The sequence below is a fragment of the Kitasatospora sp. NPDC008050 genome (assembly GCF_042957465.1).
In the GTDB taxonomy this organism is placed as follows: domain Bacteria; phylum Actinomycetota; class Actinomycetes; order Streptomycetales; family Streptomycetaceae; genus Kitasatospora.
The window spans coordinates 400,513-426,347 of the sequence record NZ_JBIBIJ010000008.1; the positions used below are offsets into that span (position 1 = coordinate 400,513).

The 25,835-nt window shown below is 72.3% G+C and carries 24 protein-coding genes; 8 read left to right on the forward strand and 16 right to left on the reverse strand.

Annotation, left to right across the window (positions count from 1 at the left end; genetic code table 11):
* Nucleotides 1-691: 691 nt before the first annotated feature.
* Complete coding sequence (locus ACFZB9_RS19090) at nucleotides 692-2,116, forward strand: ricin-type beta-trefoil lectin domain protein (protein ID WP_391448537.1); 1,425 nt, start codon at nucleotides 692-694, stop codon at nucleotides 2,114-2,116.
* A gap of 125 nt (nucleotides 2,117-2,241) precedes the next feature.
* Here the strand turns inward: ACFZB9_RS19090 and ACFZB9_RS19095 are convergent, their stop codons facing one another.
* Nucleotides 2,242-3,090 carry a class I SAM-dependent methyltransferase gene (locus ACFZB9_RS19095; RefSeq protein ID WP_391448538.1) on the reverse strand — a complete coding sequence of 283 codons (849 nt, stop codon included), beginning with the start codon at nucleotides 3,088-3,090 and terminating at the stop codon, nucleotides 2,242-2,244.
* 233 nt (nucleotides 3,091-3,323) lie between these two features.
* Between ACFZB9_RS19095 and ACFZB9_RS19100 the strand changes: the two genes are divergently transcribed.
* The 3 genes from ACFZB9_RS19100 (at nucleotide 3,324) to ACFZB9_RS19110 (ending at nucleotide 6,590) form a co-directional block, all read left to right on the forward strand.
* Nucleotides 3,324-4,367, forward strand: coding sequence for a D-alanyl-D-alanine carboxypeptidase family protein (locus tag ACFZB9_RS19100; protein ID WP_391448539.1), 1,044 nt, complete (start codon nucleotides 3,324-3,326; stop codon nucleotides 4,365-4,367).
* 197 nt (nucleotides 4,368-4,564) lie between these two features.
* Nucleotides 4,565-5,320 carry a two-component system response regulator CseB gene (gene cseB, locus ACFZB9_RS19105; protein WP_391448541.1) on the forward strand — a complete coding sequence of 252 codons (756 nt, stop codon included), beginning with the start codon at nucleotides 4,565-4,567 and terminating at the stop codon, nucleotides 5,318-5,320.
* A gap of 4 nt (nucleotides 5,321-5,324) precedes the next feature.
* On the forward strand, nucleotides 5,325-6,590 hold the full coding sequence (locus ACFZB9_RS19110; protein WP_391448543.1) for an ATP-binding protein: 1,266 nt from the start codon (nucleotides 5,325-5,327) through the stop codon (nucleotides 6,588-6,590).
* Here the strand turns inward: ACFZB9_RS19110 and ACFZB9_RS19115 are convergent.
* Entirely contained in the window at nucleotides 6,581-7,171 is a 591-nt protein-coding gene (locus tag ACFZB9_RS19115) for a MepB family protein (protein WP_391448545.1), read from the reverse strand. The genes ACFZB9_RS19110 and ACFZB9_RS19115 overlap by 10 nt on opposite strands.
* Nucleotides 7,172-7,386: 215 nt before the next feature.
* On the opposite strand from ACFZB9_RS19115, the gene ACFZB9_RS19120 reads away from it, so the two are divergent.
* From ACFZB9_RS19120 to ACFZB9_RS19130, 3 genes are all read left to right on the forward strand, one after another.
* On the forward strand, nucleotides 7,387-8,214 hold the full coding sequence (locus ACFZB9_RS19120) for a methyltransferase (protein ID WP_391448547.1): 828 nt from the start codon (nucleotides 7,387-7,389) through the stop codon (nucleotides 8,212-8,214).
* A 69-nt stretch (nucleotides 8,215-8,283) separates the two neighbouring features.
* A complete protein-coding gene (locus ACFZB9_RS19125) occupies nucleotides 8,284-8,643 on the forward strand; it encodes a hypothetical protein (RefSeq protein WP_391448549.1) in 360 nt (119 codons plus the stop codon).
* 361 nt (nucleotides 8,644-9,004) lie between these two features.
* On the forward strand, nucleotides 9,005-9,283 hold the full coding sequence (locus ACFZB9_RS19130; protein WP_327070995.1) for a hypothetical protein: 279 nt from the start codon (nucleotides 9,005-9,007) through the stop codon (nucleotides 9,281-9,283).
* Nucleotides 9,284-9,323: 40 nt separating this feature from the next.
* Here the strand turns inward: ACFZB9_RS19130 and ACFZB9_RS19135 are convergent, their stop codons facing one another.
* The 14 genes from ACFZB9_RS19135 to ACFZB9_RS19200 all read right to left on the reverse strand — a co-directional run bounded on the left by ACFZB9_RS19135 (nucleotide 9,324) and on the right by ACFZB9_RS19200 (nucleotide 24,824).
* Nucleotides 9,324-9,971 carry a DUF998 domain-containing protein gene (locus tag ACFZB9_RS19135; protein WP_391448551.1) on the reverse strand — a complete coding sequence of 216 codons (648 nt, stop codon included), beginning with the start codon at nucleotides 9,969-9,971 and terminating at the stop codon, nucleotides 9,324-9,326.
* Between the two features lie 137 nt (nucleotides 9,972-10,108).
* Nucleotides 10,109-11,782 carry a phospholipase gene (locus ACFZB9_RS19140; RefSeq protein WP_391448553.1) on the reverse strand — a complete coding sequence of 558 codons (1,674 nt, stop codon included), beginning with the start codon at nucleotides 11,780-11,782 and terminating at the stop codon, nucleotides 10,109-10,111.
* 161 nt (nucleotides 11,783-11,943) lie between these two features.
* Nucleotides 11,944-12,216, reverse strand: coding sequence for a hypothetical protein (locus ACFZB9_RS19145; RefSeq protein WP_391448555.1), 273 nt, complete (start codon nucleotides 12,214-12,216; stop codon nucleotides 11,944-11,946).
* Between the two features lie 105 nt (nucleotides 12,217-12,321).
* A complete protein-coding gene (locus ACFZB9_RS19150) occupies nucleotides 12,322-13,329 on the reverse strand; it encodes a 3-oxoacyl-ACP synthase III family protein (RefSeq protein WP_391448556.1) in 1,008 nt (335 codons plus the stop codon).
* The gene (locus tag ACFZB9_RS19155; RefSeq protein WP_391448557.1) at nucleotides 13,326-14,039 is read right to left on the reverse strand and encodes an SRPBCC family protein; all 714 of its coding nucleotides are present in this window, start codon (nucleotides 14,037-14,039) and stop codon (nucleotides 13,326-13,328) included. Before ACFZB9_RS19155 ends, ACFZB9_RS19150 begins: the two co-directional genes overlap by 4 nt.
* The gene (locus ACFZB9_RS19160) at nucleotides 14,011-15,771 is read right to left on the reverse strand and encodes a thiamine pyrophosphate-binding protein (protein ID WP_391448559.1); all 1,761 of its coding nucleotides are present in this window, start codon (nucleotides 15,769-15,771) and stop codon (nucleotides 14,011-14,013) included. The genes ACFZB9_RS19155 and ACFZB9_RS19160 overlap by 29 nt, the downstream gene beginning before the upstream one ends.
* Nucleotides 15,768-16,793, reverse strand: a complete 1,026-nt coding sequence (locus tag ACFZB9_RS19165; protein ID WP_391448561.1) for a GlxA family transcriptional regulator — start codon at nucleotides 16,791-16,793, stop codon at nucleotides 15,768-15,770. The genes ACFZB9_RS19160 and ACFZB9_RS19165 overlap by 4 nt, the downstream gene beginning before the upstream one ends.
* A gap of 150 nt (nucleotides 16,794-16,943) precedes the next feature.
* The gene (locus ACFZB9_RS19170) at nucleotides 16,944-17,870 is read right to left on the reverse strand and encodes a RimK family alpha-L-glutamate ligase (protein WP_391448563.1); all 927 of its coding nucleotides are present in this window, start codon (nucleotides 17,868-17,870) and stop codon (nucleotides 16,944-16,946) included.
* 73 nt (nucleotides 17,871-17,943) lie between these two features.
* Entirely contained in the window at nucleotides 17,944-18,690 is a 747-nt protein-coding gene (locus ACFZB9_RS19175; protein ID WP_391448565.1) for an SDR family oxidoreductase, read from the reverse strand.
* A gap of 88 nt (nucleotides 18,691-18,778) precedes the next feature.
* Nucleotides 18,779-19,894, reverse strand: a complete 1,116-nt coding sequence (locus ACFZB9_RS19180) for a homoserine O-acetyltransferase (protein ID WP_391448567.1) — start codon at nucleotides 19,892-19,894, stop codon at nucleotides 18,779-18,781.
* Between the two features lie 23 nt (nucleotides 19,895-19,917).
* Nucleotides 19,918-20,895 carry a cysteine synthase A gene (gene cysK / locus ACFZB9_RS19185; protein ID WP_391448569.1) on the reverse strand — a complete coding sequence of 326 codons (978 nt, stop codon included), beginning with the start codon at nucleotides 20,893-20,895 and terminating at the stop codon, nucleotides 19,918-19,920.
* A gap of 78 nt (nucleotides 20,896-20,973) precedes the next feature.
* Nucleotides 20,974-21,798 (reverse strand): arginase family protein, encoded by an 825-nt coding sequence (locus ACFZB9_RS19190; RefSeq protein ID WP_391448570.1) that lies wholly within the window; start codon nucleotides 21,796-21,798, stop codon nucleotides 20,974-20,976.
* Between the two features lie 119 nt (nucleotides 21,799-21,917).
* Nucleotides 21,918-22,667 (reverse strand): YqcI/YcgG family protein, encoded by a 750-nt coding sequence (locus ACFZB9_RS19195; protein WP_391448571.1) that lies wholly within the window; start codon nucleotides 22,665-22,667, stop codon nucleotides 21,918-21,920.
* Nucleotides 22,668-23,387: 720 nt separating this feature from the next.
* Nucleotides 23,388-24,824, reverse strand: a complete 1,437-nt coding sequence (locus tag ACFZB9_RS19200) for a PLP-dependent aminotransferase family protein (protein WP_391448572.1) — start codon at nucleotides 24,822-24,824, stop codon at nucleotides 23,388-23,390.
* On the opposite strand from ACFZB9_RS19200, the gene ACFZB9_RS19205 reads away from it, so the two are divergent.
* Complete coding sequence (locus tag ACFZB9_RS19205; RefSeq protein ID WP_391448573.1) at nucleotides 24,823-25,746, forward strand: DMT family transporter; 924 nt, start codon at nucleotides 24,823-24,825, stop codon at nucleotides 25,744-25,746. The two genes, ACFZB9_RS19200 and ACFZB9_RS19205, sit on opposite strands and share 2 nt — an antisense overlap.
* The last annotated feature ends 89 nt before the right edge of the window (nucleotides 25,747-25,835 follow it).

Below are 25,835 nucleotides of genomic sequence, written 5' to 3' on the forward strand. Positions count from 1 at the left end.
GTTCGACCTCAATCAGTTGGGTGCCTGGCCTCCGGAGGGTCCGCAGGCTCGACGACGCGGCCTCGCGGTCAGGGGTTGGGCACCGGGGCAGTCTCACGGTGAGCGACTGCCGGACGGGAGTCACGACGGGGGACGGGCCTCCGCCGCATCTGACGACTTCGCCATTGTTAGCGGGGTCGGGGGCCCGCTCCAAGGGGTGCCGATACGACGTTGCGTCGTAGCCCGGTACAGTCCCGACAGCCGTTCGGGCGGGTCGGCTACCCGTGCTCCGGGGGCTCAAACCTCGCCTTCGGCCGCGTGATGACCGCCCGCACCACCGCGCTGACCTGCGCGGACGCCGACCGGCTGGTCGGCGCCGGAAATCCGCGGCACCGCCGGCCGGCGCAGCGGTGACCGCCCCGCCCCGGAGCCGCGAACCCGCTACTAGCAAGGGCCGTAGACAGCGGGGGCGCGTGAGGACCGTCACGGGACGGCACGCTCAGCGGGCGCATTTCGTCACCGTCCGTGCTCGGGCGCGTTCAGGATCTGATGCCAGGGATTGCTTGTCCGGTGCCTTGACGCGTTGACAGGTACAGGAGTTGAATACGGCGCAGTTCAGTCCGTGTTGGGATGATTCCACCGCTCCGCATGCGCGGGACCAGGCCCCCACCTGGCCTGTTGCTCCCGCGCTCCTCCTGTCTGGGAGTCGCAGATGAGCCACGAACTGCCGCGTCGGCACGCCCTCCGGCGCGTTCGCTTCTTCACCCGATCCCGAAGCCACCACCCGGACCACGCCCCGGGCCACACCCCCGACCGCCCCGTCCCCGGCCGCCCCGCCCCCGGCCGCACCCCGGCCCGCGCGGGTCGCCGGATCGCGGTGCTCGGCGCCCTGAGCCTGCTCCTCGCGTTCACCGCCCGGGCGCCCGAGGCCGGCGCGGTGCCCGTGCCCGGCCCGCCGGCGGGGTGGACGACCGTGTTCAGCGACGACTTCTCGGGCGCGGCCGGCGCGCCACCGTCCGGGGCGAACTGGACCTACGACACCGGCCCCGGCTCGAACTTCGGCACCGGTGAGATCGAGACCATGACCAACTCGACCGCCAACGTCCACCTCGACGGCAGCGGCCACCTGGACATCACCGCCCTGAACAACGGCGGCAACTGGACCTCGGGCCGGATCCACACGCCGAGCGCCGTCGTCGGCGCACCGGCGGGCGGCAAGCTGGAGGTCACGGCGTCGATCATGCAGCCGAACCCCGGCAGCGGGCTCGGCTACTGGCCCGCGTTCTGGATGCTGGGCCCCGGGCAGTGGCCCGAGAACGGCGAGATCGACATCATGGAGGACGTCAACGCCCTCTCGCAGGTCGCCGGCACCATCCACTGCGGCACCGCCCCCGGCGGGGTCTGCAACGAGAACAACGGCATCGGCAGCGGCCTGCGCGCCTGCTCGGGCTGCCTCAGCGGCTACCACACCTACGCGATGATCCTGGACCGCACCAACACGGCCGCGGAGTCGATCACCTGGTACCTCGACGGCGCCGCCTACTTCAGCGTGGCCGAGAGCCAGGTCGGCGCCGCCACCTGGCAGCAGGCCTTCGACCACAACCTGTCCATCATCTTCGACCTGGCCATCGGGGGCGGTTTCCCCAACGGCGTCTGCGGATGCACCACGCCGACGGCCGCCACCAGCTCGGGGGCGACGATGAGTGTCGCCTCCGTCGCGGCCTACACCACCACCGGCGGGGGTGGGGGTGGCGGTTCGGCGATCACCGGCTACGGCGGCCTCTGCCTGGACGACCGCTCGGCGTCGACCGCGAACTACAACCCCGTGCAGGTCTACACCTGCAACGGGACCCCCGCCCAGCAGTGGACGGTCGTCCAGGCCGGCAGCACCCTGCACGTCCTGGGCAAGTGCCTGGACGTGGACGCGGCCGGGACCACGAACGGCACCCTGGTCGACCTCTACGACTGCAACAACACCGGCTCACAGGTCTGGATACCGCAGTCGAACGGCTCGCTGTACAACCCACAGTCCGGCAAATGCCTGGACGACACCGGCTGGTCCACCACGCCGGGCACCCAGACGGAGATCTGGGACTGCACCGGCGGTGCCAACCAGACGTGGAACCTGCCGAGCTGAGCGGGCTCCGCACGGGGCAGGCTCCGCACGGGGCAGGCTCCGCACGGGGCAGGCTCCGCACGGGGCAGGCCGGTCGCTGACGCCGACCCGGCCTGCCCCTGCGGCATCAGGCGGCCGGTCAGGGCTCAGGGACCGGCCGGGTCCCGCCACCAGAGGTGCACCTCGGTGCCCGGCCGGCGCTCGGAGAAGCGGCCCGAGGCGGAGGCCTGCCGCAGCAGTGCGCGCAGCTCCGCCTCGAAGCCGTCGCGCTCCGTGCCGAACAGGTGCGGAGCCGAGAACGACATCGAGAACACCCCCGCGACCACGTCGTCACCGTCACGTTCCAGCGGCTGCCCACCGGGGACGACCAGGCGCCGCGGGCCGGCGAACCCCGCCCGGGCGAACACCGCCGCCTCGCCCCCGGGCGTCCCGTGCGGCAGCACCCCTTGGCCCGCCCGCCGCACCGGGCCCAGGTAGCGCCGGACCAGCTCGTCGATCGCCGCGTACGGCACCGCCGGGTGCGGCAGTCCTTCGACGCCGCGGACCTCTCCCTTGAGGTCCGAGACGTGCACCACTGCCCCGCCCGGGCGGAGCATAGCCCGCACCGCCGTCGCCACCCGGTCGCGGTCCATCCAGTGGAAGGACTGGCCGAAGGCCGCGACGGTGAAGGTGCCGAGGCCTGCGGGCAGCTCCTCGGCCCGGGCCCGGACCCAGCGCGCCTTCCCCGCCGGTGCCTCCTCGGCGGCCGCCCGCCCGGCCTCGGCGATCATCCCGTCGTCCGGGTCCACCCCGACGACCTCGCCGAACAACCGCGCGAGCTCCAGGGCGAGGGTGCCGGGCCCGCATCCCACGTCGAGCAGGCGCCCGCGCCCGTCCAGCCGCAGCGCATCGGCGAGCGCGTCCGCCAGCCCGGGGGCGTAGGGCAGCCTCCCCCGCCGGTAATAAGCGGCCGAACCCGCGAACAGCGTGTCGTCCCATTCCCAGCCGTCGACCACGCCCCGACCCCTCTCCTCCGTACCAGCGGTTTCCCGGCCGGTTTCCCGGCCGGTTTCCCGGCCGGGAAACCGGCCGGGAAACCGAGCGCCAAGGCTACGCGGGTGGGCTGATGCCCAACCGATACAGGGCCAAGCGGCAGCGGATACACGGCCACCGCGGAGCCGACACCTCGTGAAGCCACCGTGGTGGCGACGCGCACGCCGGCGTGTCCAGCCCCCGGAGGTGGCCTTCGATGACCGAGACGCGTACCCGACGAGGACGTCTGCGCGCACGCTTCACCGCGCGCCCGGTAGCGGCCACGGCCCACCCGCGCAGGACCCGCGCGCTGCTGTGGCCCACCTGCGGGGTCGCCCTCGCCGCCCTCGCCTTCACCCTCGCCCCCGGTGCCGGGCACCGGGCCCCCGCCCCGATCCTGGCCCTGCCCGCCTGGACCGACCTGCCCTGGCCGGTCCAGGGCCAGACGAGCATGACGGTGGAAGGGCTGGGCCGGATCGGCTCGCGCGGGGAGCAGCGCCCGGTGCCGATCGCCAGCGTCACCAAGGTGATGACCGCCTACGTCGTCCTCCAGGACCACCCGCTGGACGGCCCGGCCACCGAGGGCCCCACCATCACCGTCGACCAGCAGGCCGCCGACGAGTCCTTCTCCAAGGACGAGTCCACCGCCCCGGTGCGCGCCGGCCAGCAGCTGACCGAGCGGCAGCTGCTGCAGCTGATGATGCTCCCCTCGGGCAACAACATCGCCCGGCTGCTGGCCCGTTGGGACGCGGGCAGCGAGGAGGCCTTCGTGACGAGGATGAACGGCCGGGCCGGCGCGCTGGGTATGACGAACACCACCTACACCGGTGCCAGCGGCATCCAGGACAGCACCGTCAGCACCTCCGACGACCAACTCCTGCTCGCCCGGCAGGCGATGGCCCTGCCGGCGCTGGCCGCGATCGCCGCCACCGAGTCCGCCACCGTTCCCGGGGTGCCCGGCACGGTGCGCAACACCAACACCCTGGTCGGCCACGACGGCGTCGTCGGGCTGAAGACCGGCTCCAGCACGGCCGCCGGGGGCAACCTGGTCTGGGCCGCCCGGGTGGCCGGCCCCGCCGGGACGCGGCTGGCCATCGGCGTCGTCCTGGGCCAGGACGCCGGCAAGCCGCCGGCCCAGGGGCTGCGCACCGTACTGGCCGTCAGCCACACCCTGATCAGCGCCGTCCAGAGCACCCTGGCCGGGCCGTCACCCACGCGGTCGCCGACGCCCGCGGGAACGCCGTCAGCGGCAGGACAGTAGCCGTGCGCCGGGCCGTGGCCGTGCGCCGGACAGCCGCCCGCCTGGGCCCGGCGGCGCGGAGCAGGTCCAGTACGGTTGAGCGCACGTGCCGGCCAGGGGCCCCGCTCAGGACGGACCCGGCGCTCCCCCGGCCATCGGCACTCCCCCAGCCATCGGCACTCCCCCGGCGATCCGCCGAGACCCGCAGGAAGGACACCTTGACCCGCACCGCCACCACCCCGGGCCTGCCGCCGCAGAGCGTGCGCGTGCTGCTGGTCGAGGACGACGAGGTGATCCGCCGTTCCGTCACCCTCGCCCTGCAGCGCTACGACTACCAGGTCACCACCGCCGCGGACGGCGCCACCGGGCTGCGGCTGGCCCGTGAGGGCGGCCACGACGTGCTGCTGCTCGACGTGATGCTGCCCGAGCTGGACGGCGTCAGCCTGTGCCGTCTGGTCCGCGAGAACAGCCTGACGCCGGTGCTGATGATGTCCGCGCGCGGTGACGCGCTGGACGTGGTGGCCGGTCTCGAAGCCGGCGCGGACGACTACGTCGTCAAGCCGGTCGACACCGCGGTCCTGGTCGCCCGGATCCGCTCCCTGCTGCGCCGCGCCACCTACCCGACGCCCGGCGGCGCGGACGCGGCACCGGACGCCCCGCCCGCGCAGGCGCCGGCGGCGCGGGCGGACGGCCTGCTGGCCTTCGGCGACCTGACCATCGACACGCTCGGGATGGAGGTCCGGCTGGCCGGGGCTCCCGTCCTCCTGACGCCCACCGAACTGCGCCTGCTGCTGGAGTTCGCCGCCAACCCGGGCATCGTGCTGGACCGCCACACCCTGCTGCGCACCGTGTGGGACTACGGCTGGAACGGCGACAGCCGGGTCGTCGACCTGGCCGTGCAGCGCCTGCGCAAGAAGGTGGGCGCCGACCGGATCGAGACCGTGCGTGGCTTCGGCTACAAGCTCAGGCGCTGACCACGTGCAGCTGAGAAGTCTTCGCCCCAACCCGCACTCGCTGCGCTGGAAGATCGCCGCGCTGGCCGCCACCGCCTCCGCCGCGCTCGCGCTCGGCGTCGGCGTGCTCGTCCACAACTCCACCTGGGACCGCGCCAAAGCCATCGCCCGGGGCCAGGCGGTCGACGAACTCATCAGTGCCACGAACACCTACGAGCGGACCGGCACCCCGCCGCCGGTCGCCCAACTCGACTTCGACGGCCTGCCGCCCGCCCTGGTCGAGCAGGCCCGCACCCAGCCGTACGCCACCGCCTACGCGCACCCGAGCGCCTACCGCACCTGGGTGTGGGCCGCCGGCCCGGCGAACGGCCATCTGCTCTCCGTCCAACACGACATGACCACCGACCAGCTGAGCCTGCAGGCGCTGGACCGGCACATGCTCTACGCCTCGCTCGCCGCCCTGGCCGTCATCATCCCCACCGCCGCGCTGGCGGCCGAACTCCCCAACCGGCGCCTGCGCCGGGTCGCCGCCACCGCCCGCCGCATCTCCGCCGGAGACCTCCAGGCCCGCGCCCGCCCGTCCGGCTGGTCCCCCGCCTGGGCCCGCGGACACGACGAGATCGACGACATCGCCGCGGCCTTCGACCACATGGCCGACGCGATGCACGAGCGTCTGCTGACCGAACAGCGCTTCACCGCCGATGTCGCCCACGAGCTGCGCACTCCGCTGGCGGGCCTGGTCGTCGCCGCCGAGCTGCTGGCGGACGGCGAGGCGAGCGAGCTGGTGCGCGACCGCGTCACGGTCCTGCGGACCATGGCCGAGAACCTGCTGGAGATCTCCCGCCTGGACGCCGGGGTCGAGCAGGCCGATCTGCACCCCGTGCCGCTGACCGACATCGTCCGGGAGACGCTCGAACACACCGGCCTGGCAGCCGAGGTGACGGTCCGTCAGGCCGCTACGGTGACCACCGACCCGCGCCGCCTGGACCGCATCCTCACCAACCTGCTGACCAACGCCCACCGCCACGGCCACGCCCCGGTACGGATCACCCTCGACGGGCACACCATCACCGTCCGCGACCACGGCCCCGGCTACCCGCCCGAGTTGCTCACCCACGGCCTGCGGCGCTTCCACACCGGCGCCCCCGAACGCGGCCGGGGCCACGGCCTGGGCCTGACCATCGCCCTCGGCCAGGCCGCCGTCCTGCAGGCCCGGCTCGACCTCACCAACGCCCCCGACGGCGGCGCCACGGCCACCCTCCACCTGGACCGGCCGACTCATTACGCGTGATCAGTGGCCGTGGGTGCGCGGTAGAGCGCCCGGGCACGGGCCGAATCGATGGGCCCGTCCTGGCGCAGCTGCAGGAAGTGGTCCAGCTGCCACGCCTGAGCGTTGCCGGCCTGACGGTTGGTGGTGGTCACCCAGGGCGGGTAGACCCGGAAGGCTCGTTTCCCACCGGAGCCGTCGGCCGACGCGACACCGTGTCGGCGCAGCACGTCCATCGGAAGGACGAACTGGCCGAAGTGCTGCTCGTCGCGGGTGCTGATGACGAAGAGGTCAACGGGATCGGTGACGTCGAAGGGCTGGATGGGCCCGCCTGGCGACCTCTTCCACACGGTGACGAACTGACCGACCTTGGTGGGGGTCGTCCTGGCGGCGCGGAACCGGATGGAGAGTCCGTCAAGGGTGAACGCGTAGGCAGCGTACTCGGCGCTCTCGGCCTCGGCGGCCGGCTGCGTGCAGGTGAACCCGCAGGGGTCGTAGACGAGTGCTTTCGCCGCGAGGAGGTCGCTGTGGACCGGTGCGGCGTCCGACCACGGCTGACGGAGGTCGGGGTGGGGACCGGATGGGTACTCGTGGTTCGTCGCCATTCGGTCAGCCTGTCACAGGGCCCGCCTCGCGGCGGATCAGTTCGGGGCGGCTGCCAGAGCGACCAGGTGCGGGCATGACGCCGATCCTTCCGGGGTCCCGAGCCGGCAGGTCAGGGGCCTGTGGGGGGCTCCTGGTCGCGGATCGCGACACCGGCACGCTGCCGAAGGGCCGCCCGCCGCGGGTCGCCGGTCCCGGCTGGGGCAGGATGGGCGGTATGGCAGCTGACAACGCATACCTGTTGGACAACCGGCAGCGGGAGGCCGGGCGACGTTTCGAGGCGTTCGCCGAACTCTTCGACCCGTGGACGCTCGCGCATCTGGAGCGGGTGGGGCCGCTGACCGGCCTGCGCTGCTGGGAGGTCGGGGCCGGCGGCGCCTCCCTGCCGGCCGCCCTCGCCGACCGGGTGGGCCCGACCGGGGAGGTGCTGGTGACCGACCTCGACACCAGCTGGCTGACCGGCCTGGCCGACGGCGGGCCCGACCGTGCGCCGGTGCGGGTGCTGCGCCACGACGTGGTCAACGAGGAACCGCCCGGCGGGGAGTTCGACCTGGTGCACGCCCGGCTCGTGCTCGTCCACCTGCCCGAGCGCGCCCGGGTGCTGCGCACCCTGGCCGCGGCGGTGCGGCCGGGTGGCCTGCTGGTCATCGAGGACGCCGATCCCTCGCTGCAGCCGCTGGCCTGCCCCGACGAGCGCGGCCCGGCCGAGGAGCTGGCCAACCGGATCCGGCGCGGCTTCCGTGCCCTGCTCGCCGAACGCGGCGTCGACCTCGGCTTCGGCCGCACCCTGCCCGCCCTGCTGCGCTCCGCCGGACTGCGCGAGGTGGCGGCCGAGGCGTACTTCCCGGTCACCTCACCGGCCTGCCGGGAGCTGGAGGCCGCCACCGTCCGCCAGCTGCGCGAGCAGCTGACCGCGGCCGGGCTGGCCACCCCCGAGGAGATCGAGCAGCACCTGGCGAACCTGCGCCAGGAGGACAGCGACGGTGAACTGGACGTCACCACCGCACCGTTGATCACCTGCTGGGGCCGCCGCCCACTCCACTGAAGACCGGGTGGCGCCACCGGCTGCCAGGGTCCCGCCCGGATCGGGGAGATCCTGGCGGAGCCGTACCAGGTGGACTGGGCACTGGTCACGGCCGCCGGGCTCGGCCGCACGCTGCCCCGGATCGCGGCCCTGGCGCTCGCCCGGCATGAGCGCTGCCCCGCCGGCCCGCTGGGCGGGCCGGATCCGGTGGCCGTCCCCGCCGTGACCGTGGCCTGCTGCACCGGCCAGGAGTCGACGTTCCACACCTACCGGCAGGAGCCGGGCGGCGGACGGCAGGCGCTGCACGAGGCGGCGCTCGATTTCCTGGACCGCGCGCTGGCGGCCGATCCGCCCGCCGGGTTCTGGGCCGAGGTCGGTGTGCTGTTCCGGTCCTTCCCGGGCACGCTGCCCGAGCTGCTGGCGGCCGCCGCCGACCGGGCGGGCCGGTAGGTCCCACTTGTGCAACCTTTGGAGGAGGGGTGATCAGCCGCTTTCCGCGAGAGGAGTGGGCCATGTCATCGAAGCGACGCCGCAAGAAGAAGGGCCGCTGCAAGCACAAGGCCAATCACGGTCGCCGTCCCCAGTGCTGAAGGTCCACCGGGGCTGGTCTTCGTAGTCCCGTCGTCCGCCCGCAGGGCGGGCGGGGCGTTCGAAGACCGGCCCCAAGCCCGGCGTCCCGTGTCGCCGGGCCCTCGGGCTTGTCCGACAAACACTTGTCCGACGAACCCCGGGTGTCACCGACCGCGCGGGGATGCCCGCCAGCAGTGGGCCGCGCGGGCGGATAGGGTCGTTGAGGACGGGAGGTTCGATCATGCTGGCGGGTCCAGGGTTCTGGGATACGGAGATCGCACGGGCGGGCTGGTCGCGGGTGACGGCGCCGGACGTCCGGGCGTTTCCCGAGACGGCGGCGCGCGGCAGCGTGTGGGGCAGGAACTTCTACCTGCGCGGTTCCGAGCGGCTGGTCATCGAGTGGTCCGACCCGGTGATGCTCACCGCGGTCCTGCTCAACGGCCAGCAGCGCACGGTTACCACAGCCGAGGAGCTGGCCGCCCTGATCAGGCCGGGCGGCGGCCGGCGCGAGCTGGGCTGACCCCGAAGGACGGATCCGGTGGACCCGCCGCACGACGGGGTCAGGACCGCTGCTCGCCGGAGCTGGATTCGGTACGCGCGTCGCGCATCGCGCCGGACGGCGCCGTGCGGGCGGCATAGCGCAGGCAGGACGCCACGACGACCAACGGCCACAGGGTCTGGAAGCCCGTCAGGACGCGTTCGGCCAGGCCCGCGGTGCCGTGGCCGCGCAGGGCGTAGAGGAACCACAGCGCGATGACCAGCGTCATCGCCGTCGCCGCGTTCGAGGCCCAGGGCCGCAGCGCCCGCGGGCCGGGTCGGCCGTACCGGGCGGCCAGGCACGGCCACAGACCCAGGGCCACCACACCGAAGGCTGCGGACGCGCTGTGCCGGGCGGACGGGCCGGCTGCCGACTCCGGGGCGAGGGCGACCAGCACCGAGGCCACTCCCCCGCAGGCCAGTGCCACCCGGCCGGGTGTCGAGACCGCACGCAGTCCGTACGCGGTGGCCCAGTGGCAGAGCCCCAGGGCGAAGAGCACGCCGGTCATGATCCAGCTGTAGGAGGCGGTGGTGCCGGCCAGCGCGCTGATCGTGTCGGAGACCGGGTCGTAGCCGGGGCTCTGCAGGGCGCCCGCCGCGAGCCACCCGCCGACCAGCAGGAAGGGGGCGACTCCCGACGAGATCACGGTCCAGCGGGGCACGCTTCTCATGCGCCCACCCTAGGGAGAAAAGCCCTGATATCCACCCATACACGCGGATTTCCGGCAGACCGGGCCGTCAGCGGGGTGAAACCAGGCAGCAGCGCGGTGGGCCGGCCCAGTGGGCCGGCCCCTGCTGGCCGACCCTCTCAGTTCGGGCAGATGCCGCGGGTGTAGTCGACCGTGGCGGCGGCCTGCGAGTACTGCCACTCGGGGGCCAGCAGGTCGGCGTCCAGCTGGGCGGCCGCGCTCGGGCTCTCCACCAGGTAGCCGAAGTCCTGCAACCAGGCGGGGTACAGGTTCTTCGAGCCGACGAAGAACGCCGAGCCGTCGACCGTGACCACCTTGTGGTGCAGCGCGAACGGGTGGCCGTCGGCCCAGGTCGCGGTCGGGGCCACGCGGAAGGAGGCGAGCTGGAGGTTCTGGCACATGGTGGCCTTCGCGCCCGGCGCGTTGCCGGTCAGGGCCGCGAGCCGGGCCTGGAGCGCGTCGCTGATCTCCGACAGGGACTTGATCTGCGAATAGCCGCCGCTGCCGACCGCACCGCGGTTGGCGGGGTCGCTCACCACGATGCGCACCTTCACGCCGGCGGCGATCTTGGCGGCGAGCAGGTCGTAGAGGCGCAGGTCGTAGCGCGGCAGCGGCGGGCAGGTGCCGTTCAGGTCCTGCTGGGAGATCTCGATGTGGCTGGTCGCACTGGCCACCAGGGCCCGCAGCGCGCTCTCCTCGGGGTTGACCGTCTCGTAGTCGCGGTCGCCGTTGGTGTTGTCGTGCAGGGCGATCGGGCCGCACTTGGCGTCGGCGGTGGCCGGCAGGTCCGGCTGGTAGGTGGAGGTCGGGTCCACGCTCTGGATCCCGACGCCCAGGCCGCCGATCGCGATCACCGGCAGGTTGCCGGTGGCCGGCACGGGCCCGGGGTTGGCGTCCTTCTCCAGGCTCGGCAGGCAGGGCGCGCCGTTGCTGGAGGCGAACCAGGCGCTCGACAGGACTCCGGTGTTCTTGCAGGTCCAGCCCCACAGGGTGTCGAGGTAGGAGCCGGCCGAGGCGGCGGCGGGGCCGGTCAGCGCGAGGTCGACATCGGACACCGGGTGGGTGGTGTCGATGTAGTCGTCCTTCCAGTCGTTGATGCCGCCGGTGATCACGCTGCGGCCGTCCACCACCAGCAGCTTGGAGTGGTTCCAGGACAGCGCGGTCTTGGAGGTGGTCATCGAGGCGACGTTCAGCGTGACGCCGGCGGCGGCCGGGCCGAGCGCGGCCACCAGGTCGTCGCGGTAACGGGTGGGCAGTGCGGTGATGTTGTAGAGCGGCGCGGCCCCCACCAGGACCCGCACGGTCAGCTTGTTGCCCGCCGCCACCGAGGCCTTCAGGCCCGCCACGATCGCGTCCTGGAACTCGCCGTTGGGGAACGGCGCGAGGGTGGAGATGTCGACGGTGCGGGTGGCGGCGGCGATGTTCGCCGTCATCTTGGCCAGCAGCTTGTCGGTGCCGACCCGGTCGGTGCAGCTCGGGTCGCCCCAGCAGTTGGGGGTCTGCAGCAGCCAGCCGGCCGGGTCACCGGCGGGGGCGTCCAGGCTGTTGCCGCTGGTGCGCTGCCAGACCGTTCCCTCCAGGCCGGGCGAGACCTGACGCAGCGTCTGCTCGACGGCGTCCAGGTGCGGGCTGCCGGCGGGCGCGGGCGTCCCCGCGGCGGTTATCGGCGCGTCGGCGAAGGCGGGAGAGGCGGGGAGCGCGGCCAGCGCGGTGCCGAGGGTGAGCGCGGCGGTGGCGGCGAGCGTGGCGCGGGCGGCGCGGGCGGCGAGGGGGCGGGACGGGCGACGGAGCACAGGCAGTCCTTCAAGAAGTGGCAATGTTCACCTGAGAGGCTCCTTAAAAATACCTGACAGTAACTTGAGCTTGCGTCAGAGGTCCGTCAGGACCCGTCCGCTGGATGCGCGGGGGTCTGGCGCGGGGCCGGGCGAGGGCCTCACGGGGACCGGGCGGGGGCTTACGGGGCGTCGCCCTGCCAGTCCCAGCGGCGCGGGTCCTCGGGGCGCGGGCCGTAGAGGGTGTGGCCGCCGCCCCCGTAGGCGCCGATCTCGGTCGCCAGGGCGGCGCCGGCGGCCAGCCGGCCCACACTCCAACCGGTGACGTCCAGCAGCAGTCCGTCCAACGGGCCCGCCACCAGCTCCCGGTACACCCGCCCGGGGCGCGGGCCGGGGTCGGGATCGTCGTGATCCGCCCCGTACACCCGGCCCCGCATCAGCGCCTCGTCGTCCATACCGCCAGGGTTGCAGCCCCCACCGACAATCAACCCCGCCGTTCCCGGACGGTGGGCCGGGTCGGACCGTGGGCCGGGTCGGCCGGGTCGGCCGGGTCAGCCGGGTCAGCCGCTCCAGCGGATCGCGGCGGCACCGGCGAAATCGCCCGCGTGGGCGAAGCCGCCCAGGACGACCAGGTCGCCGCCTTTGACCTGACCGGAGCGGATGGCGCGGTCGAGGGTGATGGGGATCCCCGCCCCGAACAGGTTCCCGCAGCTGTCGAAGGTGTCGGGGTGCCGCTCCTTCGGCAGGCCCAGGGCCTGGCGCCAGTTGCTCAGGAAGGCGCGGTTGGGCTGGTTGGTCACCAGCGTGTCGATCGCGCTGGTCGGCAGCCCGAGCCGGCCGCACAGCTCGGTGACGACCTCCGGCACCAGGCGGTTGCCGCGCTCCATCACGGTGGCGATGGCCTCCTCGGAGAAGCCGATCCGCAGCTGGGACTCGCCGGGCTCCCAGTACTTGCGCCCGTCCTCCAGGACGGCGGTCATGTCGCCGCCGTAGTCGCCGATGTGACGGGTCACCACGTCCAGCACCGGAGCCGCGGCGGAGGTGGTCAGGTAGCCGACCCCGCAGCCGTCGCCGGGGATGGCGGCCTGGGCGAGCCGGCGCACGTCGGGCTGGGTGAACAACTGCCCGGCCGCGCTCTGCGAGTTGCAGATCAGCGCGGTGTTGGCATCGGTGGTGGTGAGGATGGTGCGGGCCAGCTCGATCATCTGGACGAAGGAGGCGCAGCCCGCGTTGGCGACGTCGAGCAGCCACCGGGGCTTGAGCCCCAGGCGGCGCGCGACCTCGGTACCGGCGCCCACGAACGGGATGTCGGGCAGCTGGCTGTGCATCAGCAGCACGTCCACCGAGCGGATCTCCTCGCGGCCGTGGCGCTCGATGAGCGGCTGCACGGCGCGCTCCACCAGGTCCGCGTTGCTCTCCCCGGCCACGTGGTGCCGCAGCGGGGGGATGCGGAACATCGGGTTGTCGCGGAGCTTGTCCTCCGCGCCGGGGTACTCGGTGTAGTACGCGGCCGGGACGGGCTCGCCGGGCAGGTAGCCGGCGACGTCGATGAGGCTGACGGTGGTCATCGCACCACCGCGCGAGGGGCGGTGGCGAGCGGCAGGCCGCCCTGGTGGCGGTGCTCCAGGATGGCCTTGAGATTGGCCAGCTCCACCGTGTGGCCGGCGTAGAAGAGGTCCCAGTAGTCGCCCACCCACGGCCGGTCCGGTCGCGGCGCCAGCTCCGGGCGGGGGTTGCGGTCGTAGTTGGGGTGCCGGCAGTTGGTCCAGGTGATCACCGAGCCGGGCCGGCCCAGCACCTGCTGGGCGGGGACGACGCGCATCAGGTAGATCATCCAGAGCTCGTCGCCCTGGTCCCAGGCGCAGTGGAAGTCCACCGTCATGGCCTCGGCGTTGGCCGCCACCCGGCAGAAGATCCTGGTGTCCTGCTCCAGGAGGTCGTCCCCGACCCAGAGTCCGGGGGTGCCGGTGGGGGCGAAGTTGCGCAGGCTGAAGGTCCACTCCTCCAGGTGGTGGCCCTGCCGCAGGTACTCGTAGGCCTGCTCGGGCGGGCAGTCGACGTAGGTCTCGATGGTGCAGTACCGCCCGTAGACCTGCTGGTGCGAGTACTCCGGCCGGGTGATCTCCGCGCAGCGGGCCATCAGTTGCTGCTGGTCGGTGTTCTCCACCCGGGTCAGGCCGGGGATACCGGCCAGCTCGGCCGGCTCGGTCGAATCGGCCGGCTCTGCCAAATCGGCCGGCTCGGTCAACTCAGCCGACATGGACGGGTCCGAGCTCATCTGCGGTCTCCTCGTGCTGGGCCGGCACGGCGCCGGCGGGTATCGGGGTCAGTGGCGTACCGGTGGTCGCCGGGTTCAGGAAGGGCAGGAAGGGCGGCGTCTCGGCCGGGTCGACGTCGAGCGTCACGAACGCCGGGCCGCCACGGGTGTTGGCGCTCAGCAGGGCCCGGCGCAGCCGCGCGCCGTCCTCGGCCCGCGTCACCGCCAGCCCGGGGAACATCGCCGCCACGCCGGCCGCCAGGTCGGCGGGGCGGAACAGGCTGCTCGGGTGCCGCGCGCCGAGGAAGAGCTGCTCGCGGGTGGCGCACATGGCGTGGCCGTTGTTGTTGAGGATCACGAAGGTGACGGGAGCCTGGTACTCGACGGCGGTGTGCACCTCCATCCCGTGCATGAAGAACGACCCGTCACCGGCGATCACGTAGGTCCGCTGCCCGGTGGCGAGCGCCGCGCCGATGCCGGCACCGAAGGTGTAGCCCATGCCGCCCATCCCCACGGCCACCACGAAGCGGCCCGCGGGCGGCGCGGGCAGCAGGTGGATCACGCTGGCACCGGCGTTGCCGGCGTCCACGAAGACGTGTGCCTCGGGCGGCAGCGCGGCCTCGACCGCGGCCACCGCCGCCCGGTAGGAGGTGACGCCGCGGCCGTGGTGGAGCGCCGGGCCGGTGTGGCCGGGCGCCGGGCGCGGCACGGGGCCCGCGTGGTGCGGTGCCGGGCGCGGCCGGACGGGCAGGCGCTCGGCGAGTTCGCGCAGGGCCGCCCGGACGTCACCGGGCACGGCGATCCCCGGCACGAACGGCGGCTCCGGGTCGACGCAGATCACCGGGGTCCCGGCCAGGGCGCCGTCGAGGCCCGCGCGGGCCACGTCCGGCAGCCGGGTGCCGACCAGCAGGCAGACGTCGGCCCGGCGCAGGCAGTCCACCACGTTCTGATGGCCCATCACCCCGGCCACCCCGGCGAAGCGGGGGTCGTCGTTGCGGAACACGTCCTTGGCATCCGGGGTGACCGCCACCCAGGCGCCGAGCCGGCCCGCCAGTTCAGCCAGCTCGGTGCGGGCGTCGGCCGCCGCCACGCCCTCGCCGGCGATGACGAGCACGGTCTCCGCGCCGCGCAGCAGGTCCGCCGCCCGGTGGCGGGCCGCCCGCACGGTGGGAGCGGGCGGGGCGGCAGAGGCGGGAGGCGTGGGCCGGCGGGGCTCGATCAGGGCCTGCTGGACGTCCTTGGGAAGCAGCAGCACGGCGGGGCCGCGCGGGGCGCGCTGCGCGGCGGCGAGCGCCTGCTGGAGCAGCTCCGGGACCGCGTCCGGGTCGTCGGCCCAGGCGCAGAACCGGCTGACCGGCGCGAACAGCTCCCGCATGTCGAAGAAGCCCGCCCGGCCGCTGGCGTCCTGGAAGGCCCCGCGCCCCCGGGAGGTGGTCGGCGGCTGCCCGACCAGGGCCAGCACCGGCACCCGTGAGGCGTGGGCCTCGGCCAGTCCCGGCACCAGGTTGACCGCGCCGCCGCCCGAGGTGACCGCGACGACACCGATCCGCCCGGTGGCCCGGGCCTGGCCGTCGGCCATGGTGGCGGCGGCGAACTCGTGCTTGGCCACGACGGTGCGGATCAGGCCGCCGGTGCCGAGGAAGGCGTCGTACAGGTCCTCGATGTTCGCGCCGCCGACGCCGAACACCTGGCGCACGCCCTGGGCGGCCAGCTCGCCCGCCAGGTGGTCGACGAGTCGGATCTTGGCCGTCATACAGGGCTCCTGTCCTGGTGGTCCGCCGCTGTGGGTGCCACGATCAGCCCGACCGGCGACACGGTCTGGAAGCGGTGGCGGTACTCGTTCGGGGTGACCTCGAGGGCCCGGCCGAAGGAGCGGAAGAACGTCTCCTGGGCCGGGAATCCGCAGCAGTGGGCGATCCGGCCGACCGGCAGGTCGGTGGTCTCCAGCAGCTTGCGGGCCCGGGCGATGCGCATCTGCTCGATGTACTGGCCGGGGGGAACGCCCACCTCGCGGCGGAACACCCGGGCGAAGTTGCGCACGCTCATGTGCGCCCGCTCGGCGATCGTCGGTACGTGCAGCGGCCGTTCGAGGTTCTGCAGGATCCACTCCTGCGCGGCGCGGATCGGCGCCCGGTCGGCGAGTTGCGCCTCCAGGACCGAACTGAACTGCGACTGGCCGCCGTTGCGCTTGAAGAAGAGCACCAGGTACCGGGCGATCTCCAGCGCGGCGGCCGCGCCGTGGTCGGCCTCCACCAGCGCGAGCGCCATGTCGATGCCGGTGGCCACACCGGCCGAGGTCACGAACCGGCCGTCCCAGACGAAGATCGGTTCCGGGTCGACCGTCACCTCGGGGTAGCGGCGGGTCAGGTCCGCGCAGTACGCCCAGTGCGTGGTGGCGCGCCGCCCGTGCAGCAGGCCCGCCTCGGCGAGCAGGAAGGCCCCGCCGCACACCGAGGCGACCCGGCGCGATCTGCCGGCCGCGGCGCGGATCCAGGCGACCAGCTCCCGGTCCTCCAGCGCCTCCTTGAGGCTCCAGCCGCCGGGCACGAGCAGGGTGTCGATGGGGCCGTCGGCGGCCGCCAGCGGCTGGGCCGCGATCACCATGCCCGAGGAGGTCCGCACCAGCGGTGCGTCCGCGGAGACGAACTCGATCCGGTAATCGGCACCCAGCTCCGGCAGTTGCCGATTCACGGTGTCGAACACCTCGATCGGCCCCGCGACGTCCAGTGCCTGCGCACCGGAGTAGAGCATCACCACAACACGTCGTTGAGACACCGTCACAGCCTGCAGCCACGGCGAGGTGGCGGCAATGACGGCTTACTGACGAATTCGGCCAGTGCGCCCCGCCGGGACATCGCAGAACTCGCCTGCACCCGTGCGGTGCAGACGAGTTGATGAAAGATCAGAACCTGCGTGTGAGGTATGTCATGTGCGCTGCCGTGCGGCCGGTGGCCGCCCCTGCCGGACGCCGGGCCCCACCCGCTCGGCCAGCGCCCGGGCGAAGCGCAGCGCGCCGCCCTCGTCGAACGGCAGGCTCAGGCTGGGTTCGCAGAGCTCCAGTTCCAGCACCACCGGTTTGCCGTCGTCGCCGCGGATCAGGTCGACGCGTCCGTAGAGCAGTGGTTGCGCCAGGCCCAGCTGCGCGGCCGCGGCATCGAGCGCGGCCAGTGCGACGGCGCGCTCGTCCTCGTCGGCGTCACGTGCCGTGCGGACGTCCTGGGTCGGCGCGTTGACCGTGCCGTCCGGCAGGAGCAGGGCGTCCTTGCGGATGGCGTGGCTGTAGACACCGTTGAAGTAGATCATGTCGGTCTCGCCGTCACGGTCGATCGCGTCCAGATAGGGCTGCACGATGACCTGGCAGCCGCTGTCGAGGAGCCGGCCGATGTACTGGGCCGCCTCGGCCGCCAGTGGCCTGGTGAAGCGCTGGACGTCCTTGGAGTAGGCGCCGACGGTCGGCTTGACCACCAGCTCCCCGGCCGCGGGATGCGCCGCGAGGAACTCCCCCAGGGCCGCCGGCGGATCCGTGCCGGGCCCGATGAAGGTGCTCGGCACCACCGGCACGCCGCGGGCGGCGAGGTCGGCCAGGTAGTGCTTGTCCAGGCTCCACCGCACCACCGGCAGCGGATTGAACAGCGGCGCCAGCTCGGTGACGCGCTCGCACCAGGCCAGGAACTCCGGCAGCCGCTCCACGTAGCTCCAGGGCGACCGCAGCAGGACGGCGTCGAACCGCGCCCAGTCGACGTCCGGGTCGTCCCAGGCGCACACCTCGATGGTCAGGCCCGTCGCCCGGCAGGCGTCGAGCAGCAGCGGCATGTCGAAATCGATCGGAAGACTCTCGGCGTCGGTAACCATGACAAGGGTGCCCACAGTGCTGATCCAATGCTGGGTGGGGGGTGGATGGCTTCCGGTGCGGGGCCGAACGCGGCTACCAGGGCAGGACCTCGCCCTGATGGACGTAGCTGCCGGTGGGGCCGTCGCTGTCGAGCAGGGCCATCCGGACGCCGGTCCGGGCGCCCTCGGGGATGTCGAGCTGGCCCTCGCCGTCGTTCATGTCCGTCCTGGTGTAGCCCGGGTGGACGGCGTTCACCTTGATCGGCGTGTCGCGCAGCTCGTAGGCCAGGTGCACGGTCCAGGAGTTCAGCGCGCTCTTGGAGGCGCTGTAGGCCGGCAGCGACTTGAACATGTCGCTGTAGGCGTAGGAACTCGGGTCGCTGTGCGTACCCAACGACCCGAGCAGGCTGGAGACGTTGACGATGCGTCCGGCCGCGGCCTTGCGGATCATCGGCAGGAAGGCGATGGTCACCTCGACCACGCCGAACAGGTTGGTGTCGAAGGTCTCGCGCCACTGGTGCAGCGGCTGCTCGGACGGCTGCCGGCCGTACTCCTCGACGCGGATGCCGGCGTTGTTGACCAGGATGTCGAGCCGGCCGTACCGGCTCTCGACCGCCGCGGCGGCGGCCCGGATGCCGGCGGAGTCCGTCACGTCGAGCACGACGGGTTCGACGGCCAGGCCCTCGCCGCGCAGCCGCAGCGCCGCTTCGCCGACCGCCTCGGCGTTGCGGCCGGCGAGCAGGACCTGGACGCCCTGCTCGGCCAGCTGGCGGGCGATCTCGAAGCCGATGCCGCGGTTGGCACCGGTGACGAGGGCTATCTTGGCTGACTGCCCGGACACATCGGACTCCTTGTCTGTGGGGGATGCGAAGAGTTGCGCAGGCCCGGGCCCGGCCGGACCGGTCGGATGTCCGGCCCGGCCGGCCCGGTCACAGCGCCGACAGGAACTTCGCCACCGCCGGCCCGAAGCGGCCGATGTCGACGAGGAAGGCGTCATGCCCCTCCTGCGACTCCAGTGGCAGGAACTGGACGTCCGCGCCGCCGGCGCTCAGGCCCTCGGCGATCTGCCGCTGCTGCTGCACCGGGAAGAGGATGTCGGTCTGCACGCCCATCACCAGCGCTTGCGCGACGCGCAGCCGGGACAGCGCCTCCTGGGCGGTGCCGCCGCAGGATTCGCCGAGGTCGAACTGGTCGATGCAGCGGCTCAGGTAGAGGTAGCTGTTGGGATCGAAGCGGTGCGAGAAGCGGTCGGCCTGGCACTCCAGATAGCCCTCCACCTCGAACTCCAGGTCGAAGGGCCGCTGTTCGCCGCGGTGCTCCGCGCTCAGGCGGGCCCGGCCGAAGCGGTCGTCCCACTCCTGCGGCGAGCGGTAGGTCATCATGCCCAGCTTGCGCGCCGTGCGCATGCCGCGCTGCGGGTAGTGCTCCTCGTCGTAACGGCCCTGGCTCCACTGCGGATCGAAGCGGATCGCCTCGCGCTGCAGCGAACGGATCGCGATCGAGAACGGCAGCGAGTGGACGGCCCCGCAGATGCTGATGTGACTGTTCGTCAGATCCGGGTGGCGGGCCAGCAGGGAGAGCGCGCTCATCGCGCCCATGGAGGTGCCGATCACACAGGCCAGGCGCTCGATGCCGAGCGCGCGCACCGCGAAGGCCGCCGTGTCGGCGATGTCCTCCATCGACAGCTCCGGGAACGCCAGCCGATAGGGCTCGCCGGTCCGCGGGTCGATGGACGGCGGACCGGTCGAACCCTTGCAGCTGCCCAGCGAGTTGACGCAGATCACGTGCCAGCGATCGGTGTCGATGGGCCGGCCCGGCCCCAGCATGGCCTCCCACCAGCCGGGGCTCGGGTCGTCCGGGTGGGAGGCGGCGTGTGCATCGGGCGAGAGGCCGGTGAGGAGCAGGATGACGTTGTCGCGTTCCACGTTCAGCCGCCCGAAGGACTCGTACGCGATCCGCGCACCGTGCAGTGCACCGCCGCGCTTCATCGCGAAGCCGTCGGGCAGGTCGATGAAGCGGGTTGCCGGGGGGATGAATTCTCTCATGCACCTAGTCCCAAGTCCCGGATTCAGGCGCCGCCGGAGCCGCTGTCCAGCGAGGCGAGCCATCCGTCGTCCGAGCCCTCGTTCATCCCTTCGAGCAGGAAGGTGGAGAGATAGCGCTCGCCGGTGTCCGGCAGCATGGCGAGCAACACCGAGCCCTCCGGCGCGTCCTGGGCCACGCGCAGCGCCGTCGCCAGGGTGGCCCCGGCCGAGATGCCGGCGAAGATCCCCTCCTCGGCGGCCAGGCGGCGCGCGGTGTCGCGGCCCAGCACCTCGTCGACGGTCAGGAGTTCGTCGATGACGCTCCGGTCGAGCACGCTGGGCACGAAGTCCGGGGCCCAGCCCTGGATCCGGTGCACGTTCCACCCCTGGCCGGAGAGCACCGCGGCGTTGTCCGGCTCGGCGGCGATCACCCGCACCTCGGGGCGCGCGCACTTCAGCATCTGGCCGACACCGGTCAGGGTGCCGCTGGTGCCGAATCCGGTGACGAAGTAGTCCAGCCGCTTTCCGGCGAAGTCGCTGAGGATCTCCGCGGCGGTGGTCTCGCGGTGATAAGCGGGGTTGGCCGGGTTGTCGAACTGCCGGGCCCGGAACCAGCCGTGCTTCTCCGCCAGTTCATCGGCGATCTTGTTGCCGCCGCTGCTGCCCAGCGCGCCGGGGAACAGGATGACCTTGCCGCCGTAGGCACGGATCAGCTTGCGCCGCTCCATGGAGTAGGTGTCCGACATCACCGCGACGAACTTGTAGCCCCGCGCCGCCGCCACCATCGCCAGCGCGATACCGACGTTGCCGGAGGTGCACTCCGCGATCGTGTCACCGGGCTTCAGCTGGCCCTTCGCCTCGGCGTCCAGGATGACGGCGAGCGCGAGGCGGTCCTTGACCGAGCCCCCGGGGTTGAACGACTCCACCTTCACGTAGACCGTGGTGTGTGCGGGGGCGAGCCGGTGCAGTCGGACGATGGGCGTGCGGCCGATCGTGTCGGTGATGCTGTCGTAGAGCGGCATACGGTGACTCTCCTTCGGAAGCTCGGACCTTCGGAAGTTCGGAGCGAGGACGGGACGGGACGGGACGGGAGCCGGCAGCTAGCCGGCGTGGGCGGCCGCGGTCTCGAACACCGGGGCGATCATGTCGAGGATGACGGACACCGCGTGGGCGCTGATCTCGTCGTCCTCCGGGGCGTTGAACTCCGCCACCTCGACGCCGACCAGCTGCGCCGGCGGGATCGCCTCGAACAGGGCCCGGATCTGGGTGGGCAGCATGCCGTCCGGGACCTTGTAGTCGGCCGGCACGTATCCCGGCTCCAGCACGTCCCAGTCGATGTGCACCCAGACCGGCGCACCGCCCACGGCGTCCAGGATGTTCTCCGCCGTCGCCTCCTTCGGCGGGATGACCCGGACACCGTGCTTGTGCAGCAGTTCGCGCTCGGGCTCGTCGATGTCGCGGGATCCGACCAGAATGGCCTGCTCGGTCCGCAGTCCGGCGCCGTGGCCGCTGTCCCAGAGCCCGCACGCGCCCGAGAGCACCATGCCGCCGAGGTAGCCGGTGTCGGTCGTCTCCGGCGTGTTGAAGTCACCGTGCCCGTCGATGTACAGCACCACGGCCTGCGGCCGCTCGCGCGCCACCACCGGCAGGGTGGCCAGGCTCGCCGAGCAGGTGTTGGAGACCAGGACCGGGAGCCGGCCGCCGGTCAGGCTCGCGGTGACCGCCTGCCCGAGCCCCACCAGGGTCTCCCTCGCCTGGGGAAGGCTGACGGTCCAGTCGTCGTCGGCGGCCGGCGCGGGCTCGCCGACGGCCCGGCCGGTGACCGGATAGCGCTGCTCCAGAGCCCGCGCGACGCGTGCCGCGCCCTCGATCAGCCGGGCCTCTCGGTCGGCGACCCGGCCCTGCGTGACGATGAGGTCAATCATTGATCAGTGTCCTCTTCCGAGTTTTTCGTGGGATTCCGTCGGCGCACCGCCGTATTCGCGGCGGGCCGTGCCGGGGTTTCGGGGTTCTGGGTTCGGGTTCGGGATTCAGGGTTCAGGGTTCAGGGTTCCCGGGACGTGAAAGGGCATTTGTCGGTCCGCTCGGCGTTCTCCTCGATCAGACCGTACTGGAGCCATTCGACGCCGCCGGCGCCGTAGGAGCCCAGTTGCCAGGAGTGCGGGGCGCCATCGTAACGGCCGATTCTCCTGCGGATGTTCGAGCGGACCTTGCGGCCGCTCGGGGTGTCACCGGCGAAGATGTCGAACCGTTCGCGCGGGTTGATGACGAGAATGAAGTAATCGCCCAGATTCCGACTGCGGCGCACCTGGTGCGCGGGGCTGCTCATGTTGCAGAACAGGGGCATGCCGTTGAAACACATCGACCAGGAGTCGGAATTCGGATCCCGGCCGACACCGTCCGGCCAGGGTTCGGGATCGATCTCGTGCAACTCCTGGAGAACTCTCCAGCCGAAGGCGTGGTAATCCTCGACGGACCGGGCGTCCACGGCGTCCGGCGAGAAAGCGACGATCAGTGGATAAGAGGTGTCCAGGCTGCCGTCCCAGCTCCTGGACAGTTCGACGTATTCCTGGAGGCCGTCCGCCAGGTGCTGGATGGATCTTCGGGTGCCGTCCGCCACGAAGACGAACCGCAGCAACTGTTTTCGGAACGCGTTCCGTGAGAAGACGCAGGGAAAACCGGGGTCGGCCAGCCGGGATTCGACCTCGTCGAAAACATCGCGGTGCCAGTCGGCGCCGACTGCGCCGACCCGTGATTGAGGGATGAGTATCGGGTTCTTTTCTGACTTCTCCAACTAAGGCGTCCGTTCCTCAATGGAGGGCCCGTTGTCCCGTGCGCGGTCACACCCGTCGCCCGTCCTCGCGCACGGAAATGTGAGACCTCAGGCCGAACAGCGGCGCAGCGCGGAATCCGGCGCTCCCGGCGCCGGTACGTCGCCGGTGGGTGCCCTGTCAGTGGGCGCTTCGTCAGCCACGCGGGCCGGTATCACCGCAGCTCGGCACAGCGACGGAACAGGACGACCGGCGACCGATGATGCCTTCCGGATCAGCCGGCGGTGAAATGTATCGAGTGGGATTCCCCCGTTGCCACATTCGATCTCCGCTCGTTAACCAGCTTATTGCGGCCATTGGGCGTAACGAGACGTTACCCTGCCACGCCCCTAGATCACCAGTCAAGACTCGTCCGGCCGCTGAGATGGAAGTGATCTCGATGCGATGTTCTTCGTAGGAGCGCACAGCGCGGGGGGCGGAACGTTGTGCTAAATGGCTTGTTTAGATGACGAATCAGGGCCGCGTCGTCCTATTGATATGTCCGGTTTTTTCACCCGCTGACCGGAACGGGGACTTGTAAGGAACGGCAGGCGCTATCGCATGATTCTGGGTATCGCTACTGCTCAGAGGTGCGACTCCGTGGCCCGCGGAGCAAACCAGCGGGTACCCGGCAGCACATCGAACGGCGCGTCGAAAGCACCGGTCGGGCCGTCTTGACAGTGCTCGCCCCGGGCGGGGTGCGGTCACTGCTCCGCGACGACGGAGGCGAGGCGGCGGACGGCGCCGTCGACGTCGGCGGCCGAGGGGGCCGCCACGTAGCTGATCCGCACGTGCGGCGCGCTGCTGTCCGTGGGGTAGTAGTTGTCCCCCGGGGTGAGGGAGACGCCGTGGGCCAGCGCGGCCGCCGCCAGCTGCCCGCCGTCCAGATGGCCCGGCAGCGCCACCCAGAGGTGATAACCGCCGTGCGGAACAACGGCGAGGGCCTGCGGGCCGAATGTCGCCGAAACCGCTTCGACGGCGACCTTTCGCCGATGCTCCAGGGCCGAGCCGAGCGTGGCCAGCGCGCGTTTCCACCCGGCCGCGGTCACCACGTCGAGCGCGGTGTACTGCAGCGGTGCGGGAACGAACATGGTGTCGATGACATGGGCCGAGCGCAGCCTCGCCATCACCGGGCCGCGGGCCGCCAGCGCGCCGACCCGCAGGTTCGGGGAGGTCACCTTGGTCAGCGAGCGGATGTGCACGACGGTGCCGTCCGGGTCGTCGGCGATCATCGGCGGCGGGGTCGGCCCGGCGTCCGCGTGCAGCATGTGGCGGGCGAAGTCGTCCTCGATGACGAAGACCCCGTGCCGGCGGGCGATGGCACGGATCTCGTCCTGCCGGCCCACCGAGAGGCTCGCCCCGGTGGGGTTCTGGAACAGCGGCTGGACGATGACCAGGCGCGCCCGGGTGCGGGTGAGCGCCTCGTCGAGGTAGTCGGGGCGGATCCCCTCGTGGTCGAGCGGGACCGGGATCGTCCGCAGCCCCGCGGCGTGCGCGGCCGCGATCGTACCCGGATAGGTGGGCGACTCGATGACGACCGGGTCGCCCGGCTGGCCGAGGGCGCGCAGGGTGGTCGCCAGCGCGCTCTGCCCCGCACCGCAGATGAGGATGTCGTGGCGGCCCAGGCCACCACCGATGTCGGAGGCGAACCAGTCGCGCAGCGCGGTGACCCCCGCGACGGGCGGGCGGTCCCAGGCCTCCGAGCGCCGCGCGGTGCGTGACAGCGCGGACCCGAGGGTGGCGAGCGGCTGGAGCTGGGGGTGCAGGTAGCCGCCGTTGAGGTCGACGACGTCCGGGCCCGAGGTCGAGAGCGTGCCGAGCAGCGCGGGCGTCTTGAAGCCGCGCGGAGTGCCGGACGAGGAGTCGATACGGTTCGTCAGCTCCAGGGCCGCCTCCTGCCAGGAGGTGTCGCCGACACGGGTCACCGGGCGCGCCTCGGAACGGAAGGTGCCGGCACCGGGACGGGAGATGATCAGCCCGCGCCGGGTGAGGAGGGCCAGCGCCTGGGAAACCGTAGTAGCGCTCACCCCGAAACGGCGCACCAGCTCGCGGTGCGTCGAGATCCGAGTCCCGGCTGGTAGCCCCTCGATCTCCCGGGCGAGAGCACCGGCCAGCTCCTGCGAACTGCTACTGTCATTCATGAAGACAGATCGTAGCGCTATCGCCCCGGCGACAGTATCGCCACTGCCGCAGACCGTATCGCCGCTGTCGAAGGGCACCGTGTTCGCCCTGCTCGGCGTGCTGAGCTTCTCCTTCAGCTTCCCCGGCACGGTGTGGGCGCTCGACGGGTTCGGCCCGTGGACCGCCGCCGGGGTCCGCGGTGTGCTGGCCGCCGTCATCGCGCTCTCCGCCCTCATCGCGACCCGGGCACCGATCCCGGCGCGCGCCGACTGGCCCGCCCTCGCGGTGGTCGGCGGCGGCTGCGCGATCGGGTTCCCGCTCCTCACCACGCTCGCCCTGCAGACCTCCTCCACCGCGGACTCGGCGGTCGTCATCGGCGCACTGCCGATGGCCACCGCCACCATCGCCGCGCTGCGCACCCGGCGCTATCCCTCGAAGAAGTTCTGGATAGCGGCCGGCGCCGGCGCCATCACCGTCATCGCCTTCGCCCTCTCGCAGAACCACGGCGAGCCGACGGTGGCGGACCTCTATCTCTTCGCCGCGCTGCTGGTCTGCGCGGCCGGCTACGCCGAGGGCGGGCGCCTCTCGGCGCGCATGGGGGGCTGGCGCGTCATCGCCTGGGGCGTGGTGGCCGCCGCGCCCGTCAACCTCGCCGTGTCCGCCTGGGCACTGCCGCACGAGCCGGTGCACCTGACGGCGAAGGCGATCGCCGGCATGGCCTACATCGCCGGCATCTCGCAGTTCGGCGGGTTCGTCGTCTGGTACCAGGGTATGGGCCTCATCGGCGTCGCCCGGGCGAGCCAACTCCAGCTGGCACAGCCGCTGTTGACGCTGGTGTGGGCTGTGCTGCTGCTCGGCGAGCACGTCAGCCCGGCCGTGCCGCTGACCGCGGTGATCGTGCTCACCTGCATCGTGGTCACCCAGCGGGCCCGGGCGTCCTAGTACTCCAGCAGGACTTCGACGTTTTGCCTGTTCAGAGGCTGCGCGCGGTGAGTGTAGCGGGCTGATGGCCCATCAGGGGCGGTCTTCAT